This window comes from Spirosoma litoris (assembly GCF_054776755.1).
Map to the genome: position 1 here is coordinate 572,014 of NZ_BAAHBI010000020.1, position 15,297 is coordinate 587,310.

Below are 15,297 nucleotides of genomic sequence, written 5' to 3' on the forward strand. Positions count from 1 at the left end.
AAGTCTTTTGACTAACAAGCAACTATTATACCGGTTTATTGATACAAATAGATTAAAAATAAATTAAAATCAGGTATTTTACTATATAAATTGCTTAAAATAATGTCTTTAGGTGATGTTCCAGGTGTAAAATATAATCCTCGATAAGCCATGCTAATGACTTATTGACAGTGTTGCTGTTTATCTGAACCGGATTTGTTAAGGTGTCGGAAGGTATTGCATCAACAATATACAAAATCTGTGTGTTAAGGCTGACCCAAAGTGTTAACAAGTGCGTTACAGGAAGCTGTTGGTATTGGTTAACAACAACTAATTTGTTCTGGTTGTAGGGTAGAATAAAGTAGGGCCCATCCGCAAATTGGGCATCCGTAAACCGCTTCAGGTTATTGATCGCCGAATCAATTAAATGACCGAGAATCTCCTTTCGAGACCATTTGCCTGGAGCATGTTGGGTTAACTCGCTTTCGGATAAAGCGCTCAGCTGGTCTGGCACTTCGTAAATGTAAGCGCGCAGGCGATCGAGAGCGCTACTTAGAGTGTCTGTTGGAGGCATGAGAAATGGAAACCGCGTAAGCAATTGTGCAAGTAAAACCTATAAGGTTTTAGAGGCCTTATAGGTTTGTAGTCAACCAATTAGCCTAAACTATAAGGAGAGCTAAATCTGGCTTAAATAGCGGGGGAACTGATCCTTCCAAACGGGCCAGTCATGATTTCCCCAGGGCGTAACGTCTAACTGATGGCGGATTCCCTTACGACTCAGAATTCCCGACATCTGATAATTGTCGTCTTTACAGAAGTCGTACTCCGAAGTTCCCAAAACGATATTCATGTGGTAGAACTGATCGTTATGCGCATTGGGCAGGAAATCGGGTGGGTTATTGAAATAAACGTTATCGTCGTAGTAGCCACCCAAAAATGATCGAATATTGAAGGCCGCGCCCATAGTGAGCAGATGCCCAACCTGTTCTGGGTGCCGGAAGGCAAAGTTCAGCGCGTGGTACCCACCAAACGAAGCGCCCGAAACGCCAATCTTCTGCACATTACACTCCCGTTGAATACCCGGAACGAGTTCCTCATGTAAAAAACGATCGTAAAGAACATGGTTCCAGATACGAGTGCCGGGATGCAGGTGTTTGGCGTACCAGCTATCGCGATCAATGCTGTCGATGCAATACAATTTGACTTTGCCCGTCTCTACAAACCAACGTGCAGTTTCGGTTAAACCAAAGTCTTTGTATTCATAATAATGGCCCATAGAGGTCGGGAACAGCAGTACAGGGTAACCCCAGTTGCCGTAAACCAGCATCTCAATATCCCGGCCGAGGTGATGCGAATACCATTTGCGATAATCTTCCTGCACGGTGTTAATTGGTTGATGAAAACGTTGAAAATTTCGGTTGAAAATAGAACAAATAGCTGGCTCAGGCAAAAAAGACAAGCTCATGAATCGAAAAAAATGCCTACTTTGTGGTTTGTGAAGATTATCATTTCGTTATTTCTTGTACTTATGGCTGACTTTATACCAGCTTCAACCTGTACTGAACCACCTACCGTAACGGTTCGGCACGACGATTCATTATTCTCTGTTCCTCTCAAGCGAATCGTTCATTTAGATATTGTCTTGCCACCTGATTATCAGGCTTCCAATAAAGTCTATCCTGTTTTATACCTCAATGACGGCCAGGATCTGGAACGGCTGAGGATGATTACTATCTTGGACTCGCTTTATCAGAAAAAAGCTATTCAACCATTTGTGCTGATTGCGATCCATGCCGGCGACCGAATTCAGGAGTACGGCACAGCAGCACAGGCTGATTATATGAACCGGGGGAGTAAAGCTGGTTTGTATACCAATTTTCTATTAACTGAACTGATACCGTATATTAAAAAACAGTATCATATCAGCGTTGAACCTGCACAGTCTGTAGTGGCTGGCTTCTCGTTGGGTGGTTTGTCGGCCTTTGATATTGTCTTTCATCACCCCGAGCGGTTTTCTAAGGCGGGCGTTTTTTCGGGTTCATTCTGGTGGCGTAGCAAAAGCACAGCAGATGGCTATCGGGATGAAACCGACCGCATTATGCACGATTTGGTTCGGAAAGGAAACTATAGCAAAGGACTGAAGTTTTGGTTCGAGACCGGCACCGAAGATGAAACCAGCGATCGCAATAACAACGGTGTTATCGACGCCATCGACGATACGCTAGACCTGATGAGTGAACTAGTTAAAAAGGGCTATCGCTATGATACTAATAACGATCGTCAGTCTGATGTTCGCTATGTGGAAATCAAGGGTGGCAAACATAATCAAGAAACATGGAGTGCTATAATGCCTGATTTTCTGACGTGGGCATTTCCAATGAGCGAGAGAGTGAAAGAGTGAAAGAGTGGTTTGTTCGCACGATCAAAGAAATTTGGTAGTTATGTTGCTATGAAAATCATGCTGATAATGAAGGTACTAGTCATTGCTGCCTTGCTGGCGTGTAAAAGTCCTGAGCTAGCTGTTCCAACTAGTACGACCACCACACCTGCTGGTTACAAACTTATCTGGTCGGATGAGTTTACGAAAGAGGGACTACCCGATTCAACGAAGTGGGCTTATGAAGTAGGGGGAAATGGTTGGGGAAATAATGAGCTGGAATATTATACAGCCCGACGTCCTGAGAACGCCCGTATCGAAAATGGTAAACTCATTATTGAGGCCCGTAAGGAAGCCTACGAGGGAAAAAACTACACATCGGCCCGCTTACTGACTAAAGCCAGATGGGAGCATGGCCGGATTGAAGCTCTGGCTAAATTGCCTTCCGGTCGTGGTACCTGGCCTGCTATCTGGATGCTAGGTGAAAAGGTTGCTACGGCTGGCTGGCCGCTCGGTGGCGAAATCGATATTATGGAACATGTGGGTTTCGACGAAGGCGTTGTGCATGGCACAGTACATACAGAAGCGTACAATCATGTAAAAGGTACGCAAAAAGGACAGCAGGTAACGATTAAAGATGCGACAAGTGCCTTTCACCTATACGCCATTGAATGGACGGCCGATAAAATTGATTTCTTCGTTGACAATCAAAAATACTACACGGTTGAGAAATCTGTTTTGGGCAGTGATGTGGCTCAGTGGCCTTTCGAACAACCGTTTTATTTGATTCTGAACATGGCGGTCGGCGGGAATTGGGGTGGCCAAAAAGGCGTTGACGAGACGATTTGGCCCCGGCGTATGGAAGTGGATTATGTGCGGGTTTATCAGTAAGGAAGTCCAAGTTGATTTTCTGGAAATACATTTGGTAACAGCGTCAAGAATTGCCAAATTCAGTATCTTACCTGCTGTAAATCAACCTGAACTTCCTCATGAGCTATCGGCTACTTATTCTTTTACTAGGGCTGCTCAGTGCGGGCGTCCATGCCCAACCCAACGCTGGCCCGACAACGTTTTCTGTTTCGTTTCCGAATACCCAGAGTAAAGCCGCGTTAGATGGGCGTATATTGCTTATTCTGGCTAAAACCAATAAGCCGGAACCTCGGTCTCAGGTGAGTGATGCAGTGGAAACGGCGCAACTGTTTGGTCTGGATGTGAATGGCTTACAGCCCGGCCAGGTAGCCGTGGTCGATGCCAGTGCCTTTGGTTATCCAAAGCGGAGTTTGAAAGACCTTGCGCCCGGTGATTATTATGTGCAGGCCGTTTTACATAAATACGAAACGTTTAAGCGCAGCGATGGCCACACGGTGAAACTGCCAATGGATAGGGGAGAAGGCCAGAATTGGCGAACAGCGCCCGGAAATTTATTTAGTAAGCCGCTAAAAGTCAGTATAAAAGCGAAAACTAAGCAAAGTATTGCGGTAGTGATGGATCAGGTAAATCCGGCCATCCCCGAACCCAAAGACACAAAGTTTATCAAGCATATCAAAATTCAGAGCAAACGCCTGACTGAATTTTGGGGTCGCCCAATGTATCTGGGGGCTAATGTGTTGTTGCCCGCCGGTTTTGATGAACACCCTGAAAGCAAGTATCCGCTCTGTTTGTTTCATGGCCATTTTCCCGCTGATTTCGACGGATTTAGCGAAACCCCGCCACCGGCCAACATGGATACTACCGATTACATCGAACGGTTTCATATCCATGGCTATAAAAAGATTGTAGCTCAGGAAGCCTATGATTTCTACAAAAAATGGACAAGCAAAGACTTTCCTCGGATGTTAATTGTAGAGATCCAACACGCCAACCCTTATTATGACGATTCTTACGCCGTAAACTCTCAGAATCTTGGCCCCTACGGCGATGCGATCATGTATGAACTCCTGCCCGAAATCGAAAAGCGATTCAGGGGAATAGGGCAAGGTTGGGCTCGGTTTACGTATGGCGGTAGCACGGGTGGTTGGGAGGCTCTAGCGGCACAGGTATTTTATCCCGACGAGTTCAATGGTTGTTTTGCCGCTTGTCCAGACCCCATCGCGTTTGATGCTTATACAGTATTTAACCTTTATAAAGATAAAAACGCCTATTATTCGGAAGGGCCATTTCGCCGGACACCCCGACCAAGTCAGCGTAATTACCTTGGACAGGTAAAGGTTACGATGGAAGAAACCAACCATCGGGAGTTGGCTATTGGTACGCACAATCGCTCTGGCGATCAGTTTGATATTTGGGAGGCCGTTTACTCACCCGTTGGCGACGATGGATACCCCAAACGAGTGTGGAATAAACTAACGGGCGAAATTGATTCGACTGTGGCAGTCTATTGGCGTGAGCAGTATGACCTGATGCATATTTTGAAGCGTGACTGGAAAACGCTTGGGCCCAAAGTAGCCGGTAAGATTCATATTTACTGCGGTGATATGGATAATTACTATCTCAACAACGCAGTTTACTTGATGGAGGATTTCCTGAAAACGGTTAAAGAGCCTGCTGCCAACAGCGAAGTAGCCTATGGCGACCGAGCTGAACACTGCTGGAATGGCGACCCTACTCAGCCAAATTATATTAGTCGTCTACGTTACAATACAATGTATGTGGATAAAATTCTGAAACGTATTGAAACATCGGCCCCCAAAGGAGCTGATTTGAGAAGCTGGCGATATTAAATGCCTTTCATAAAGTTATAAGGTTATCGAGTTGTGAAGTTACGCTTACTTAAACTTCACAACTCGATAACCTTCTTTACAACGTTGATAAAAAGGCCATTGTATCTACACCATCGGCATAATCACTTAAGCCAGGGCGTTGAGTTTGCCCAAAAGCAACGCTGTTAGGATACCATCCCTTTGCCGAAGCTACGACCTGAATCTGGCTGGCATGGTCAGCTAACCAGGCTGATGCATCGTCCTGAGTTTGGTAAGTCTGAAAATAAAGAACAGATATAGGCGATACCAAACCCGGATTTTCAGTTATTAGCAGAAAGCCATTATCGAAGTGAGGAACTGCATTGATCAGATAAATCGATTTATTGTAATCGTAGTTATTCTGATACTTATGATTATTGAGGTAAAAAGATACCTGCGGTTCCAACGCGCGTAAAAGAGGGACAAAGTCGTAACCATCCGGAACTAATAGGGTGGATACATTACGACAGCCAAGCCCATAATAATCTAAAACGTCGCGACCAAGTTTCAGAAACTCTTCTTCATTCTCTTCACCCATTAACAGACCGACCGATGTGCGATTTTTTCGGATCAGATGCGGCTTCTTGGCAAAATAGTATTCGAAATAGCGGGCTGTATTGTTACTACCAGTGGCAATGTAGACATCGGCGGCATTTAACCGTTCGGCTTCTTCAATCCACGGGTCGAACGCTGGGTTGATCTCCTTTATTTTTTGTATTAAATAATGAATTAATACAAAATCCTGTGAGCTAAGCTTCGCTAAAAGCCGGTTACCACTCATGAGTACACAAAGTAGATCATGAAAGCCAACAGCCGGGATATTACCCGCCATAACAACCCCGACCGTGCGGGCGGACGTATTTAAAGTCTCTGTTTTGAGCGACGGATACTGGTCAATCCAGGCAGTGAGTTTATCCACCGACAAGAACTGGTCTGCAATAGCCCGCAGCGCATTTAACGAGTTGGCAGGCGTGAAAAAATTATTTTTGTGATAGGCCCGTTGGGCAATTTCGTCCAGTTCGGGCTGTGAACTGGCTGAGCGAAGAAAGTCGCCCAAAGCCACGAACGTTTGCAGGCGTTCTGATTGAAGCATGAATTAGATAAACAAATGGAATACACCATCAACTAATGTAATGAAATATTAGTTTGCCGCCAACCTTTAAATAGTTATATTTGTTGTTCAATTTAGGAAGTCATATTTTTAGCGTATATAAATCAGACTGCTCATGGCAATCATGATCACCGACGAGTGCATCAACTGTGGTGCCTGCGAACCCGAATGCCCAAACACGGCTATTTACGAAGGCGGGGTTGAATGGACCTGGGGTGGAGGAACCGAATTAACCGAAGTCGATTTTGGCGATGGTACAGTTGTGAGCGGCAAAGCTCCCCAAACGCCTGTCTCAAACGAATTCTACTATATTGTATCGGATAAGTGTACCGAATGTGTAGGCTTTCATGAAGAGCCTCAATGTGCAGCCGTTTGTCCGGTAGATTGCTGTGTACCCGATCCAGATGTTGTTGAGGAAGAAGAAACCTTACTAGCTAAAAAAGCATGGTTACACGCCGAAGCTTAATAGTATAGTCGATTAAGAAAAATCTGGCAAAGCCCGATCAGTCCGCTGATCGGGCTTTGCTGCTTTATACGCGTTTATTGGCTCCAAATCGTGGATAATAGCCCCGAAATCTGATAATTTTCTACAAGAATAATATTTGGTAAATTGATTTATAAGCCAAATAAATTAAAAAATTTTATTTTAAGTCATTTTCAGCATTTCTAATAGAATTAATAGTCTAATTTCAATAATATTGACTAAAAAACACAAAAATGGGTGTTTTTTTTGCACTATAACTTGCATAGAATAATTTCTATGACAACATTTGCTCAGAAATATAACCTACATCGGATCTTTACCCCGCCAAATTATTAGTATGAAAAAAGCAATTTTACTTATTAACTGTTTGTTTCTTGGTTTTGCCGCTCAAGCGCAGGATTCTACAAGTGCCACTCCTGGAAAGTTCACCTTCTCTGGTTACATGGACACCTATTATTTCGGGAACTTTAATAATCCTAAGAGCCAGTCGAACTTAGGGTTGAATGGTTCAGGCGTTGGAAATGCTCGGGCGTTTGATCAGAAAGCTGGTCAATTCGGAATTGGCTTGATTCAGGCTAAAGCAGTTTACTCGGCTAGTAAAGTTGATGCTGTAATGGACCTGACATTCGGAACATTCGCTGATCTGGGAAACTATGGTAACAACATAGGTTTACTTGGAACTCCTGGTTCAACGGCTTTAGCCGTTAAGCAGGCATACATCGTGTTTAAAGCAACCGATAAACTGTCGTTCACAGCTGGTCAGTTTGGTACGCATATCGGTTATGAGGTGATTGATGCTCCGATTAACTATAACTACTCGCTCTCTAACCTCTTCAACAACGGTCCCTTCTATCACATCGGCTTGAAAGCTCAATATGCATTCAGTGATAAGGCTTCGTTAATGTTAGGTTTGGTTAACAACGTTGATAATCTGGTTGATAACAACAAAAAGAAAGGTCTGATCGGTCAGTTCTTCTTCTCCCCAGTTTCGGGCTGGAATGTTTACCTGAACGGTATTATCTCAAACGAAGCATCGAAAGACATTACCAACGCAAATGGCACTGTGGCTGTTTCGGCTGATGATGCTATGTATCAACTCTTCGACCTGACAACCACGTATCAGATTACCTCGAAATTCTTCTTGGGCCTGAATGCTGCCGCTGGTTCGCAAAAGGGTGATTATCAAGGTGTAGGTGGTCCAGTTACGTCGAAAAGCTGGGGTGGTGTTGCTGGTTATGCTAACTATGCATTCACCGACAAGTTTGGCTTAGGCGTTCGTTACGAAACATTCGACAACAAAAACGGCGCGCGTGCCCTGACAGATGCTGCTGGTAACGGTGCTAGCGTTAACTCGATCACGGTTACGGGCAATATCACAGCTGCAGATGGTCACGTCCTCCTCAAGCCTGAACTACGAATTGACAGCTATTCGGCTAACAAATTCGAGAAAAACGACGGATCGCTGTCAAAATCACAAGCTACCCTCGGTATGGCTGCCATCTTTAAATTCTAATACGCGTACCACGTTTTCTTAACCTAATTTAATTTTTAACTATTTCAGTACAACAAAAAACCTCGATTACAATGCAAAAGCCCAATTACATTCCTCTTATTCTGTTGGGAATTGTTGCCGTGCTCGGCATAATCCCCGGTTTCAACGGTGTTCCGACCCAAATCGTAACGGAAGGCATCAACTCAGGCGATACGGCCTGGATGCTTGTCGCTACTGCTCTGGTTCTGTTGATGACACCCGGTCTGGCGTATTTCTACGGCGGTATGGTTAATAACAAAAACGTTATTTCAACGATGCTTCAGAGCTTCGTAGCAATGGGTGTTATTAGCGTTCTATGGGTTGTAGTTGGTTTCAGCCTGGCGTTTGGTTCAGATATCGGTGGCTTTGTTGGTAACCCAATGGACCACTTCATGTTCAAAGGTGTTCTGGACGGTAAGCCATGGTCGCTAGCCGCTTCGATCCCGCTGGTTGTATTCGCTTTCTTCCAACTGAAGTTTGCGGTTATCACACCTGCTCTGGTAACGGGGTCGATGGCTGAGCGGATCAACTTCCGGTCGTACGTTCTGTTCATGATCTTGTTTAGCCTATTCGTATACGCACCGTTAGCGCATATGACCTGGCATCCAGATGGTATCCTGTTCAAATTAGGTGTGCTTGACTTTGCCGGTGGAACGGTTGTTCACATGTCGGCTGGTTGGGCTGCTCTGGCAGGTGCTTTGTATCTGAAGCGTCGGAAGTCGCACCTCGAAGCTAGCTATTTCCCACCAGCAAACATTCCATTCGTATTGTTAGGAACAGGTCTGCTGTGGTTCGGCTGGTTCGGTTTCAACGCTGGTTCGGCAGTTGGTGCTACTCCGCTTGCTGCTTCTGCTTTCGCTACAACAAACACAGCTGCCGCTGCTGCTGGTCTGGGCTGGGTACTGTTCGATGCTGCTAAAGGCAAAAAAGTATCTGCACTTGGTTTCTGTATCGGTGCCGTAGTTGGTCTGGTGGCAATTACGCCTGCTGCTGGTTTCGTAACGATCCCAACATCGATCTTCATTGGTACGGTTGCTTCTATAATTTCGAACTACATTGCTCACCTGCGTTCTAAATCAACTTTGGACGATACGCTTGACGTATTCCCTTGCCACGGTGTAGGCGGTATGGTTGGTATGGTTATGACGGGTATCTTCGCTAGCAAAGGTGTTAACTCGGCTGTTGTTGATGAAGGTCTGGCATTTGGCCAAACAACTCTGTTCGTAAACCACATGATTGCACTGGTAGGTGTATCGGTATTCGCCTTCGTCTTATCGTATGCACTGTTGAAAGTGACCGATATGATTCTGCCACTGCGTGTAACTGAAGAAGACGAGAAGTCGGGTCTGGACGTAAGCCAGCACGACGAATTCCTCATCGAAGCATAGAAAGAATTACGATGTACGACTTACGAATTTTGATCTACTATGCGTCAGCCTAAATCAAAACTCGTAGTCGTACATCGTAAATGATACTTCAACAGAGCCACAGGCACCTGTCTGGCCTATGTCTGGCAGCTTTATCTGTGGTTTTGTTGTACTCATGGAGCCGTTCCCGCCTGGGAGCGGTTTCCTATTTTATAGAGGAGTGAATTCGAGAAATGAAGAATATTTGCCTTGTGCGACCTTGATCTTTGTTCTTCTGTACTCGCTTGGCTTCGTCAAGTGAGTATGGATGGAAGATGTTTTTTCTCCGGGTTAAAACCCGGAGAAAATAAAAGAGCAAGCTTTAATAGCTATAAGAATGTAAGATAGGGTGTGACCCCGATGGGGTCAAATGTTTATAGCTAATATAACCTTTCTATAAGCATATGACCCCATCGGGGTCATACCAAGCAATCACCAAAAAAGTACTATTTAAGCTAAAATCGTAACAACTAACGCCAGAATAGCAGGCAGCGCCTGTACGAAAAAGATGGATTTCTGAGCTGTTAGCGCCCCATAGATACCAGCAACAATAACACAACCCAGGAAGAAATAGGCAACATTCACACGCCAGGCGCTATCGTCAATCAATAAAGACCAGATAAGGCCAGCAGCTAAAAAACCATTGTACAGCCCCTGATTGGCCGCAAGCGCTTTGGTGGGTTCAAACAAGTCTTGGGGAAGCGACCGAAAGGTTTTGCGCCCTCGGGTTGTCCAGGCAAACATCTCGAGCCATAAGATATAGATGTGTTCTATGGCAACTACGCCAATCAGAATTTCAGCAACTAGTTTCATGAGGTAAAGGAAGTGTTGGTTTACTCGAGTCTAGAGAAACAAAAAAGGCCGGTAGTTATACCGGCCCAAGTTGCTTAAAAATCAGTGGCTTTCCAATATCATAGCGGGCTCTTCTACCTCCATTAGCCCTTCGGCGTTGATGGCCGTTAGCCGTACGGGCAGCGTTTCGTTAATGCGTAACGGATCGTATTGCGCAACTACCCGAACGTAGTTTTCGGTGAATCCCTGCATTTTCCCGTCTTCGATGTCTTCCTCAAAGAGTACCGTAGCGTCCCGACCAACCTGCGATTCATAAAAGGCCCGACGTTTTTTGTCGGACAAGATATGAAGCATTTTTGATCGCTCGGCCCGTACATGACCGGGTACTACTGGCTTAATACCGATTGCCGTTGTATTAGGCCGCTCAGAATAGGTAAACACATGCAGGTATGAAATGGGGAGTTCGTTCAGAAACAGGTAAGTTTCTTTAAACTCGGTATCGGTTTCGCCAGGGTGTCCAACAATAACATCTACACCAATGCAGGCATGGGGCATCAAATCCTTTATTTTCTGTACCCGATCAGCATACAGTTCGCGTTTATACCGACGGCGCATTAGGCCCAATACACGGTTACTACCCGACTGGAGTGGCACATGAAAATGGGGCACAAATCGCTTCGATTGGGCAACAAACTCAATAATCTCGTCGGTAAGCAGGTTTGGCTCGATGCTTGAAATACGGAATCGTTCAATGCCTTCGACCTCGTCTAATGCCCGTACCAGATCAAAAAAAGTTTCCTGCCGTTGGCCATCGACCAGTCCAAAATCACCAATGTTTACGCCGGTTAAAACAATCTCCTTGACCCCTCGTTCGGCAATTTCCTGTGCCGCGCGAACCACGTTGGCAACCGTATCGGAACGGCTTTTGCCACGAGCCAGTGGAATGGTACAGTAGGCGCAAGGGTAATCGCAACCATCCTGAACTTTCAGGAACGTACGTGTCCGGTCGTTGAGCGAGTAGGAGGCATGGTATTCAATCGCTTCTTCAATGGGTGAGTTGAATACTTGCGCTGGTTGACCGCTCGGCACTTTCTCAAACGTAGGCATGAGTTCGTGCAACCGGAATTTCTCCGATGCACCCAAAACCGCATCAACGCCTGGAATTTCCGAAATTTCTTTGGGCTTCAACTGAGCATAACATCCCAGAATAGCCACATAGCCATCGGGATTTATTTTCTGTGCTTCTCGGACAATCTTCCGGCATTTTTTATCGGCATTGTCGGTCACAGAACAAGTATTGATGATGAAGATGTCGGGTTGCTGGTTGAATTCCACGCGCTCGTAACCGTGCTGCTCCATCAGGCGGGCCAGGGTCGAGGTTTCGGAGAAGTTCAATTTACAACCGAGTGTATAGAAAGCGACTTTTTTCACAGCTAGTAATATATCCTGCAAAATTACAAAAAAAAGGTGGGCTACGTTCCCTTACTCAAATTGGGAGTCGGTAGGTTTAATGGGTTTAGTGCTTCTTTTAGTATGAAACATAGTCTACCGATCATCCTGATTTGCAGTATTATGGGTTTAATGGCGAGGCCAGTTTGGGCTCAGCAACCCGTTAGCGAAACTGTCACGTATGGGCCCGATTCGCAACGTCAGCAAGGCGTTCCTAAAGGAGTTGTGACAAAGTATGTCTGGAAAAGTAAAGTGTTTCCCAATACCATTCGCGAGTACTATATATACGTGCCTGCTCAGTACGATGGCAAGACGCCAGCGGCTTTAATGGTGTTTCAGGATGGACATACCTACGTAAAAGAAGACGGCGATTTTAGGGTTCCGATCGTATTCGATAACCTGATTCAGCAAAAAGCCATGCCTGTTACTATTGGCTTGTTTATTAATCCCGGCCAGCACGGCGATGAGGTACCCAAAGAGCCTTTTAAAGCCGATAACCGCAGCTTTGAGTACGATACAATCACGAATCAGTATGCCCGGATGCTGATAGACGAACTGATTCCTGAACTTAGCAAAACCTATAAACTAACCGATTCGCCGACCATGCGGGCTATTTGTGGGCTTTCGTCGGGGGGAATCTGTGCGTTTACCGCAGCCTGGTTACGTCCCGATTATTTCCATAAAGTACTAAGCCAGATCGGTAGCTTTACCAATATTAAAGGCGGCTATGTCTATCCATCCTGGATTCGGAAGGCACCAAAGCGAAATATCAAAGTGTTCTTACAGGATGGGAGTAATGATCTCGATAATGCCCACGGCAACTGGTGGCTGAGTAACCTGCAAATGGAAGCCGCTCTGAAGTTTAGTAAGTACGACTACAAATTTGTGGGTGGTACTGGTGGGCATACCGGTAAACATGGCGGTTCGATACTGCCCGAATCATTGCGTTGGTTATGGAGCGATGTTGTCAGTAAATAACGGCTGTCATCCATTGAGTATGTATTTTTGTGCTACGTATGCACTTATTCTATCAATCTGGGTTAGAGGGCCCCAATCCGCCTGAGTACTTAAGCGAAGATGATTCGCGTCATGCTATTAAAACGCTTCGACTTGGAATTGGCGAGCTAATTGCTGTAACTGACGGACAAGGAAACCGTTATGCGGCCGTTATTACAAAAGCCGATGCTCGACGGTGCGCCTTTCGAATAACCGAAACGCAAACAACAGCACCGCGACCATTTTCTATCCGAATTTGTGTGGCTCCGACCAAAAACCTGGATCGTATCGAATGGTTTGTGGAAAAGGCCGTTGAGATTGGCATTGAACGAATTAGTTTCTTTTTTGGGCAACATTCTGAACGGCGAGTACTGAAACTGGAACGAATTGAAAAGATTGCCATATCGGCTATGAAACAGTCATTGCAATCGTTTTTGCCTATATTAGATGAAGCGATTCCATTTGGCGAGCTGTTGAAAACCATCTCGGAGGAGCAACGATTTATTGCTCATTTGCCAGCTAACGAACCACCTGTGCATTTGGCTAAGGTGGCAACGGTAGGTGGGAAGTACACCGTGTTGGTTGGCCCTGAGGGTGATTTTTCGGAAAAAGAGATTCAACAGGCTATTGAGGCTAATTTTAAGATGGTAACGCTTGGCCCTAATCGACTGCGTACCGAAACAGCCGCTTTAACGGCTTGCCAACTATTGAACTTTATAAACGCATGAAAAAGCTATTGCTGACAGTATTCATTATTCACTATTCATTATGCATTGCCCAGGGCCAATACGCCTATAAAATTGCCAAGTTGAAATACAATGGTGGAGGAGACTGGTATGCCAACAAAACCTCGTTGCCGAACCTGATAAAGTTTGTCAATGCCAATTTGCGGATGAATATCTTCCCGGAAGAAGACATTGTTGAGCCTGCTAGCCCCGATCTTTTTGGCTATCCGTTTGTTCATATGACGGGCCACGGCAATATTACATTTAGCGATGCCGATGTACAGAACATGCGTCGTTATCTGATGTCGGGTGGTTTTTTACACATCGACGATAACTATGGTCTGGATAAGTTCATTCGTCGGGAAATGAAGAAAGTGTTTCCCGAACTCAATTTTGTTGAGCTTCCTTTCAACCATCCCGTTTATCAGCAGAAGTTCAAATTTGCGAGCGGTTTGCCTAAAGTGCATGAGCATGATGGTAAAGCCCCACAGGGCTTCGGCCTGATTTATCAGGGAAGATTAGTCTGTTTTTACAGCTATGAGTGCGATTTGGGCAATGGCTGGGAAGATCAGAGTGTTTATAATGACCCCGAACCCGTTCGTCAGCAGGCTTTGCGCATGGGCGCCAATCTGTTACAATATGCGACGACCACAAATTAATTAAAGTATTATTTGGGGATATAAACCCAAATCGGTCGAAAAATCGTTAGTTTTGTAGTAATATTCTTAGTGACTTGTCTAGTTCACCTTTTAATTTGTTACGCTTGTGATTGTACTAGCCGCATTTCTTGGACATTGGTATTTGTCCCTGTTTTGCCAAACATTCTTCCTACACCGTTATTCTGCCCATAAAATGTTCTCCATGAGCAAATTCTGGGAGCGTTTTTTCTATGCCTTAACGTATGTATCGCAAGGTTCATCATACCTGAGCCCACGGGCGTATGCGGTGTTGCACCGGATGCACCACGCGTTCAGCGATACCGAAAAAGATCCTCACTCACCACATCACACCAAAAATGTATTCACGATGATGTGGAAGACCAAAAATATTTACAACGCTGTATTGCACCGCAAACAAGCTATTGAAAAGCAATTCGACCGGAATTATCCCGAATGGAACTTCATTGAAAAGCTTGGTGATTCGTGGGCTTCGCGGGCAGGTTGGGGTGTTCTCTACACTGTATTTTATGTGTTTGCCTTTATCTACCTGGATATGCACTGGGCATTTTTCTTCCTGTTACCTGTTCACTTTGTAATGGGACCCGTGCATGGTGCTATTATCAACTGGAGTGGGCATAAATATGGTTACGCCAACTTCGACAATCAGGATAAGTCGAAAAATTCGCTGATTCTGGATGTTGTTATGATGGGTGAATTATTCCAGAATAACCACCACAAACGCCCCAATTCGGCAAACTTTGGTGCTAAATGGTTCGAATTTGATCCAACTTTCCCACTCATTGGCATTTTGCACAAGCTACACGTTGTTCGGTTAAGACCGTCGGCTGAAGCGAAGAAAGCGCAACAAGAGGTTGGCCATGACCGCCGGGTTGAGGTTGAAGAAGTTGAAAAAGAAATAGAGGCTTAAGCAAAGCCAAGCACTACATATAAAAAAAGCTCCGAGCAATCGGAGCTTTTTGTTTTTTGTCATTCCGGGTACTGTCTTTGTTTGCAAGAAAAACGCTATAATTTTTTCAAGATTCGACTAAT

Annotated in this window: 15 protein-coding genes; 10 read left to right on the forward strand and 5 right to left on the reverse strand. The window is 45.1% G+C overall.

Annotated features, from left to right (window positions below; all coding sequences use genetic code 11):
- Positions 1–94 precede the first annotated feature (94 nt).
- The gene (locus tag ACYVGR_RS14425; protein ID WP_460957769.1) at positions 95–553 is read right to left on the reverse strand and encodes a DinB family protein; all 459 of its coding nucleotides are present in this window, start codon (positions 551–553) and stop codon (positions 95–97) included.
- 102 nt (positions 554–655) lie between these two features.
- Positions 656–1,360, reverse strand: coding sequence for an esterase family protein (locus tag ACYVGR_RS14430; RefSeq protein WP_460957809.1), 705 nt, complete (start codon positions 1,358–1,360; stop codon positions 656–658).
- Between the two features lie 147 nt (positions 1,361–1,507).
- Here ACYVGR_RS14430 and ACYVGR_RS14435 point away from each other — a divergent pair, with 147 nt between their 5' ends.
- The 3 genes from ACYVGR_RS14435 (at position 1,508) to ACYVGR_RS14445 (ending at position 5,076) form a co-directional block, all read left to right on the forward strand.
- Positions 1,508–2,380, forward strand: a complete 873-nt coding sequence (locus ACYVGR_RS14435) for an alpha/beta hydrolase (RefSeq protein ID WP_460957771.1) — start codon at positions 1,508–1,510, stop codon at positions 2,378–2,380.
- Positions 2,381–2,428: 48 nt separating this feature from the next.
- A complete protein-coding gene (locus ACYVGR_RS14440) occupies positions 2,429–3,247 on the forward strand; it encodes a glycoside hydrolase family 16 protein (RefSeq protein WP_460957773.1) in 819 nt (272 codons plus the stop codon).
- Positions 3,248–3,345: 98 nt separating this feature from the next.
- A complete protein-coding gene (locus ACYVGR_RS14445; RefSeq protein WP_460957775.1) occupies positions 3,346–5,076 on the forward strand; it encodes an alpha/beta hydrolase in 1,731 nt (576 codons plus the stop codon).
- Positions 5,077–5,152: 76 nt separating this feature from the next.
- Here ACYVGR_RS14445 and ACYVGR_RS14450 read toward each other — a convergent pair whose 3' ends face one another.
- Positions 5,153–6,187, reverse strand: a complete 1,035-nt coding sequence (locus ACYVGR_RS14450; protein ID WP_460957777.1) for an acyl-CoA reductase — start codon at positions 6,185–6,187, stop codon at positions 5,153–5,155.
- Positions 6,188–6,320: 133 nt separating this feature from the next.
- Between ACYVGR_RS14450 and ACYVGR_RS14455 the strand changes: the two genes are divergently transcribed.
- The 3 genes from ACYVGR_RS14455 (at position 6,321) to ACYVGR_RS14465 (ending at position 9,608) form a co-directional block, all read left to right on the forward strand.
- Positions 6,321–6,671, forward strand: a complete 351-nt coding sequence (locus ACYVGR_RS14455; RefSeq protein ID WP_182463904.1) for a 4Fe-4S dicluster domain-containing protein — start codon at positions 6,321–6,323, stop codon at positions 6,669–6,671.
- A gap of 355 nt (positions 6,672–7,026) precedes the next feature.
- Positions 7,027–8,202 carry an outer membrane beta-barrel protein gene (locus ACYVGR_RS14460; RefSeq protein WP_460957779.1) on the forward strand — a complete coding sequence of 392 codons (1,176 nt, stop codon included), beginning with the start codon at positions 7,027–7,029 and terminating at the stop codon, positions 8,200–8,202.
- A gap of 71 nt (positions 8,203–8,273) precedes the next feature.
- The gene (locus tag ACYVGR_RS14465) at positions 8,274–9,608 is read left to right on the forward strand and encodes an ammonium transporter (RefSeq protein ID WP_460957781.1); all 1,335 of its coding nucleotides are present in this window, start codon (positions 8,274–8,276) and stop codon (positions 9,606–9,608) included.
- Between the two features lie 468 nt (positions 9,609–10,076).
- Here the strand turns inward: ACYVGR_RS14465 and ACYVGR_RS14470 are convergent, their stop codons facing one another.
- Both ACYVGR_RS14470 and mtaB read right to left on the reverse strand, forming a co-directional pair.
- On the reverse strand, positions 10,077–10,439 hold the full coding sequence (locus tag ACYVGR_RS14470) for a DUF1304 domain-containing protein (RefSeq protein ID WP_460957783.1): 363 nt from the start codon (positions 10,437–10,439) through the stop codon (positions 10,077–10,079).
- A gap of 81 nt (positions 10,440–10,520) precedes the next feature.
- Complete coding sequence (gene mtaB, locus ACYVGR_RS14475) at positions 10,521–11,849, reverse strand: tRNA (N(6)-L-threonylcarbamoyladenosine(37)-C(2))-methylthiotransferase MtaB (protein ID WP_460957785.1); 1,329 nt, start codon at positions 11,847–11,849, stop codon at positions 10,521–10,523.
- A gap of 102 nt (positions 11,850–11,951) precedes the next feature.
- On the opposite strand from mtaB, the gene ACYVGR_RS14480 reads away from it, so the two are divergent.
- The 4 genes from ACYVGR_RS14480 (at position 11,952) to ACYVGR_RS14495 (ending at position 15,175) form a co-directional block, all read left to right on the forward strand.
- A complete protein-coding gene (locus ACYVGR_RS14480; RefSeq protein ID WP_460957787.1) occupies positions 11,952–12,845 on the forward strand; it encodes an alpha/beta hydrolase in 894 nt (297 codons plus the stop codon).
- A 38-nt stretch (positions 12,846–12,883) separates the two neighbouring features.
- Positions 12,884–13,591, forward strand: coding sequence for a 16S rRNA (uracil(1498)-N(3))-methyltransferase (locus ACYVGR_RS14485; protein ID WP_460957789.1), 708 nt, complete (start codon positions 12,884–12,886; stop codon positions 13,589–13,591).
- The gene (locus ACYVGR_RS14490) at positions 13,588–14,247 is read left to right on the forward strand and encodes a DUF4159 domain-containing protein (protein WP_460957791.1); all 660 of its coding nucleotides are present in this window, start codon (positions 13,588–13,590) and stop codon (positions 14,245–14,247) included. The genes ACYVGR_RS14485 and ACYVGR_RS14490 overlap by 4 nt, the downstream gene beginning before the upstream one ends.
- 106 nt (positions 14,248–14,353) lie before the next feature.
- Positions 14,354–15,175, forward strand: a complete 822-nt coding sequence (locus ACYVGR_RS14495) for an acyl-CoA desaturase (protein ID WP_460957793.1) — start codon at positions 14,354–14,356, stop codon at positions 15,173–15,175.
- The last annotated feature ends 122 nt before the right edge of the window (positions 15,176–15,297 follow it).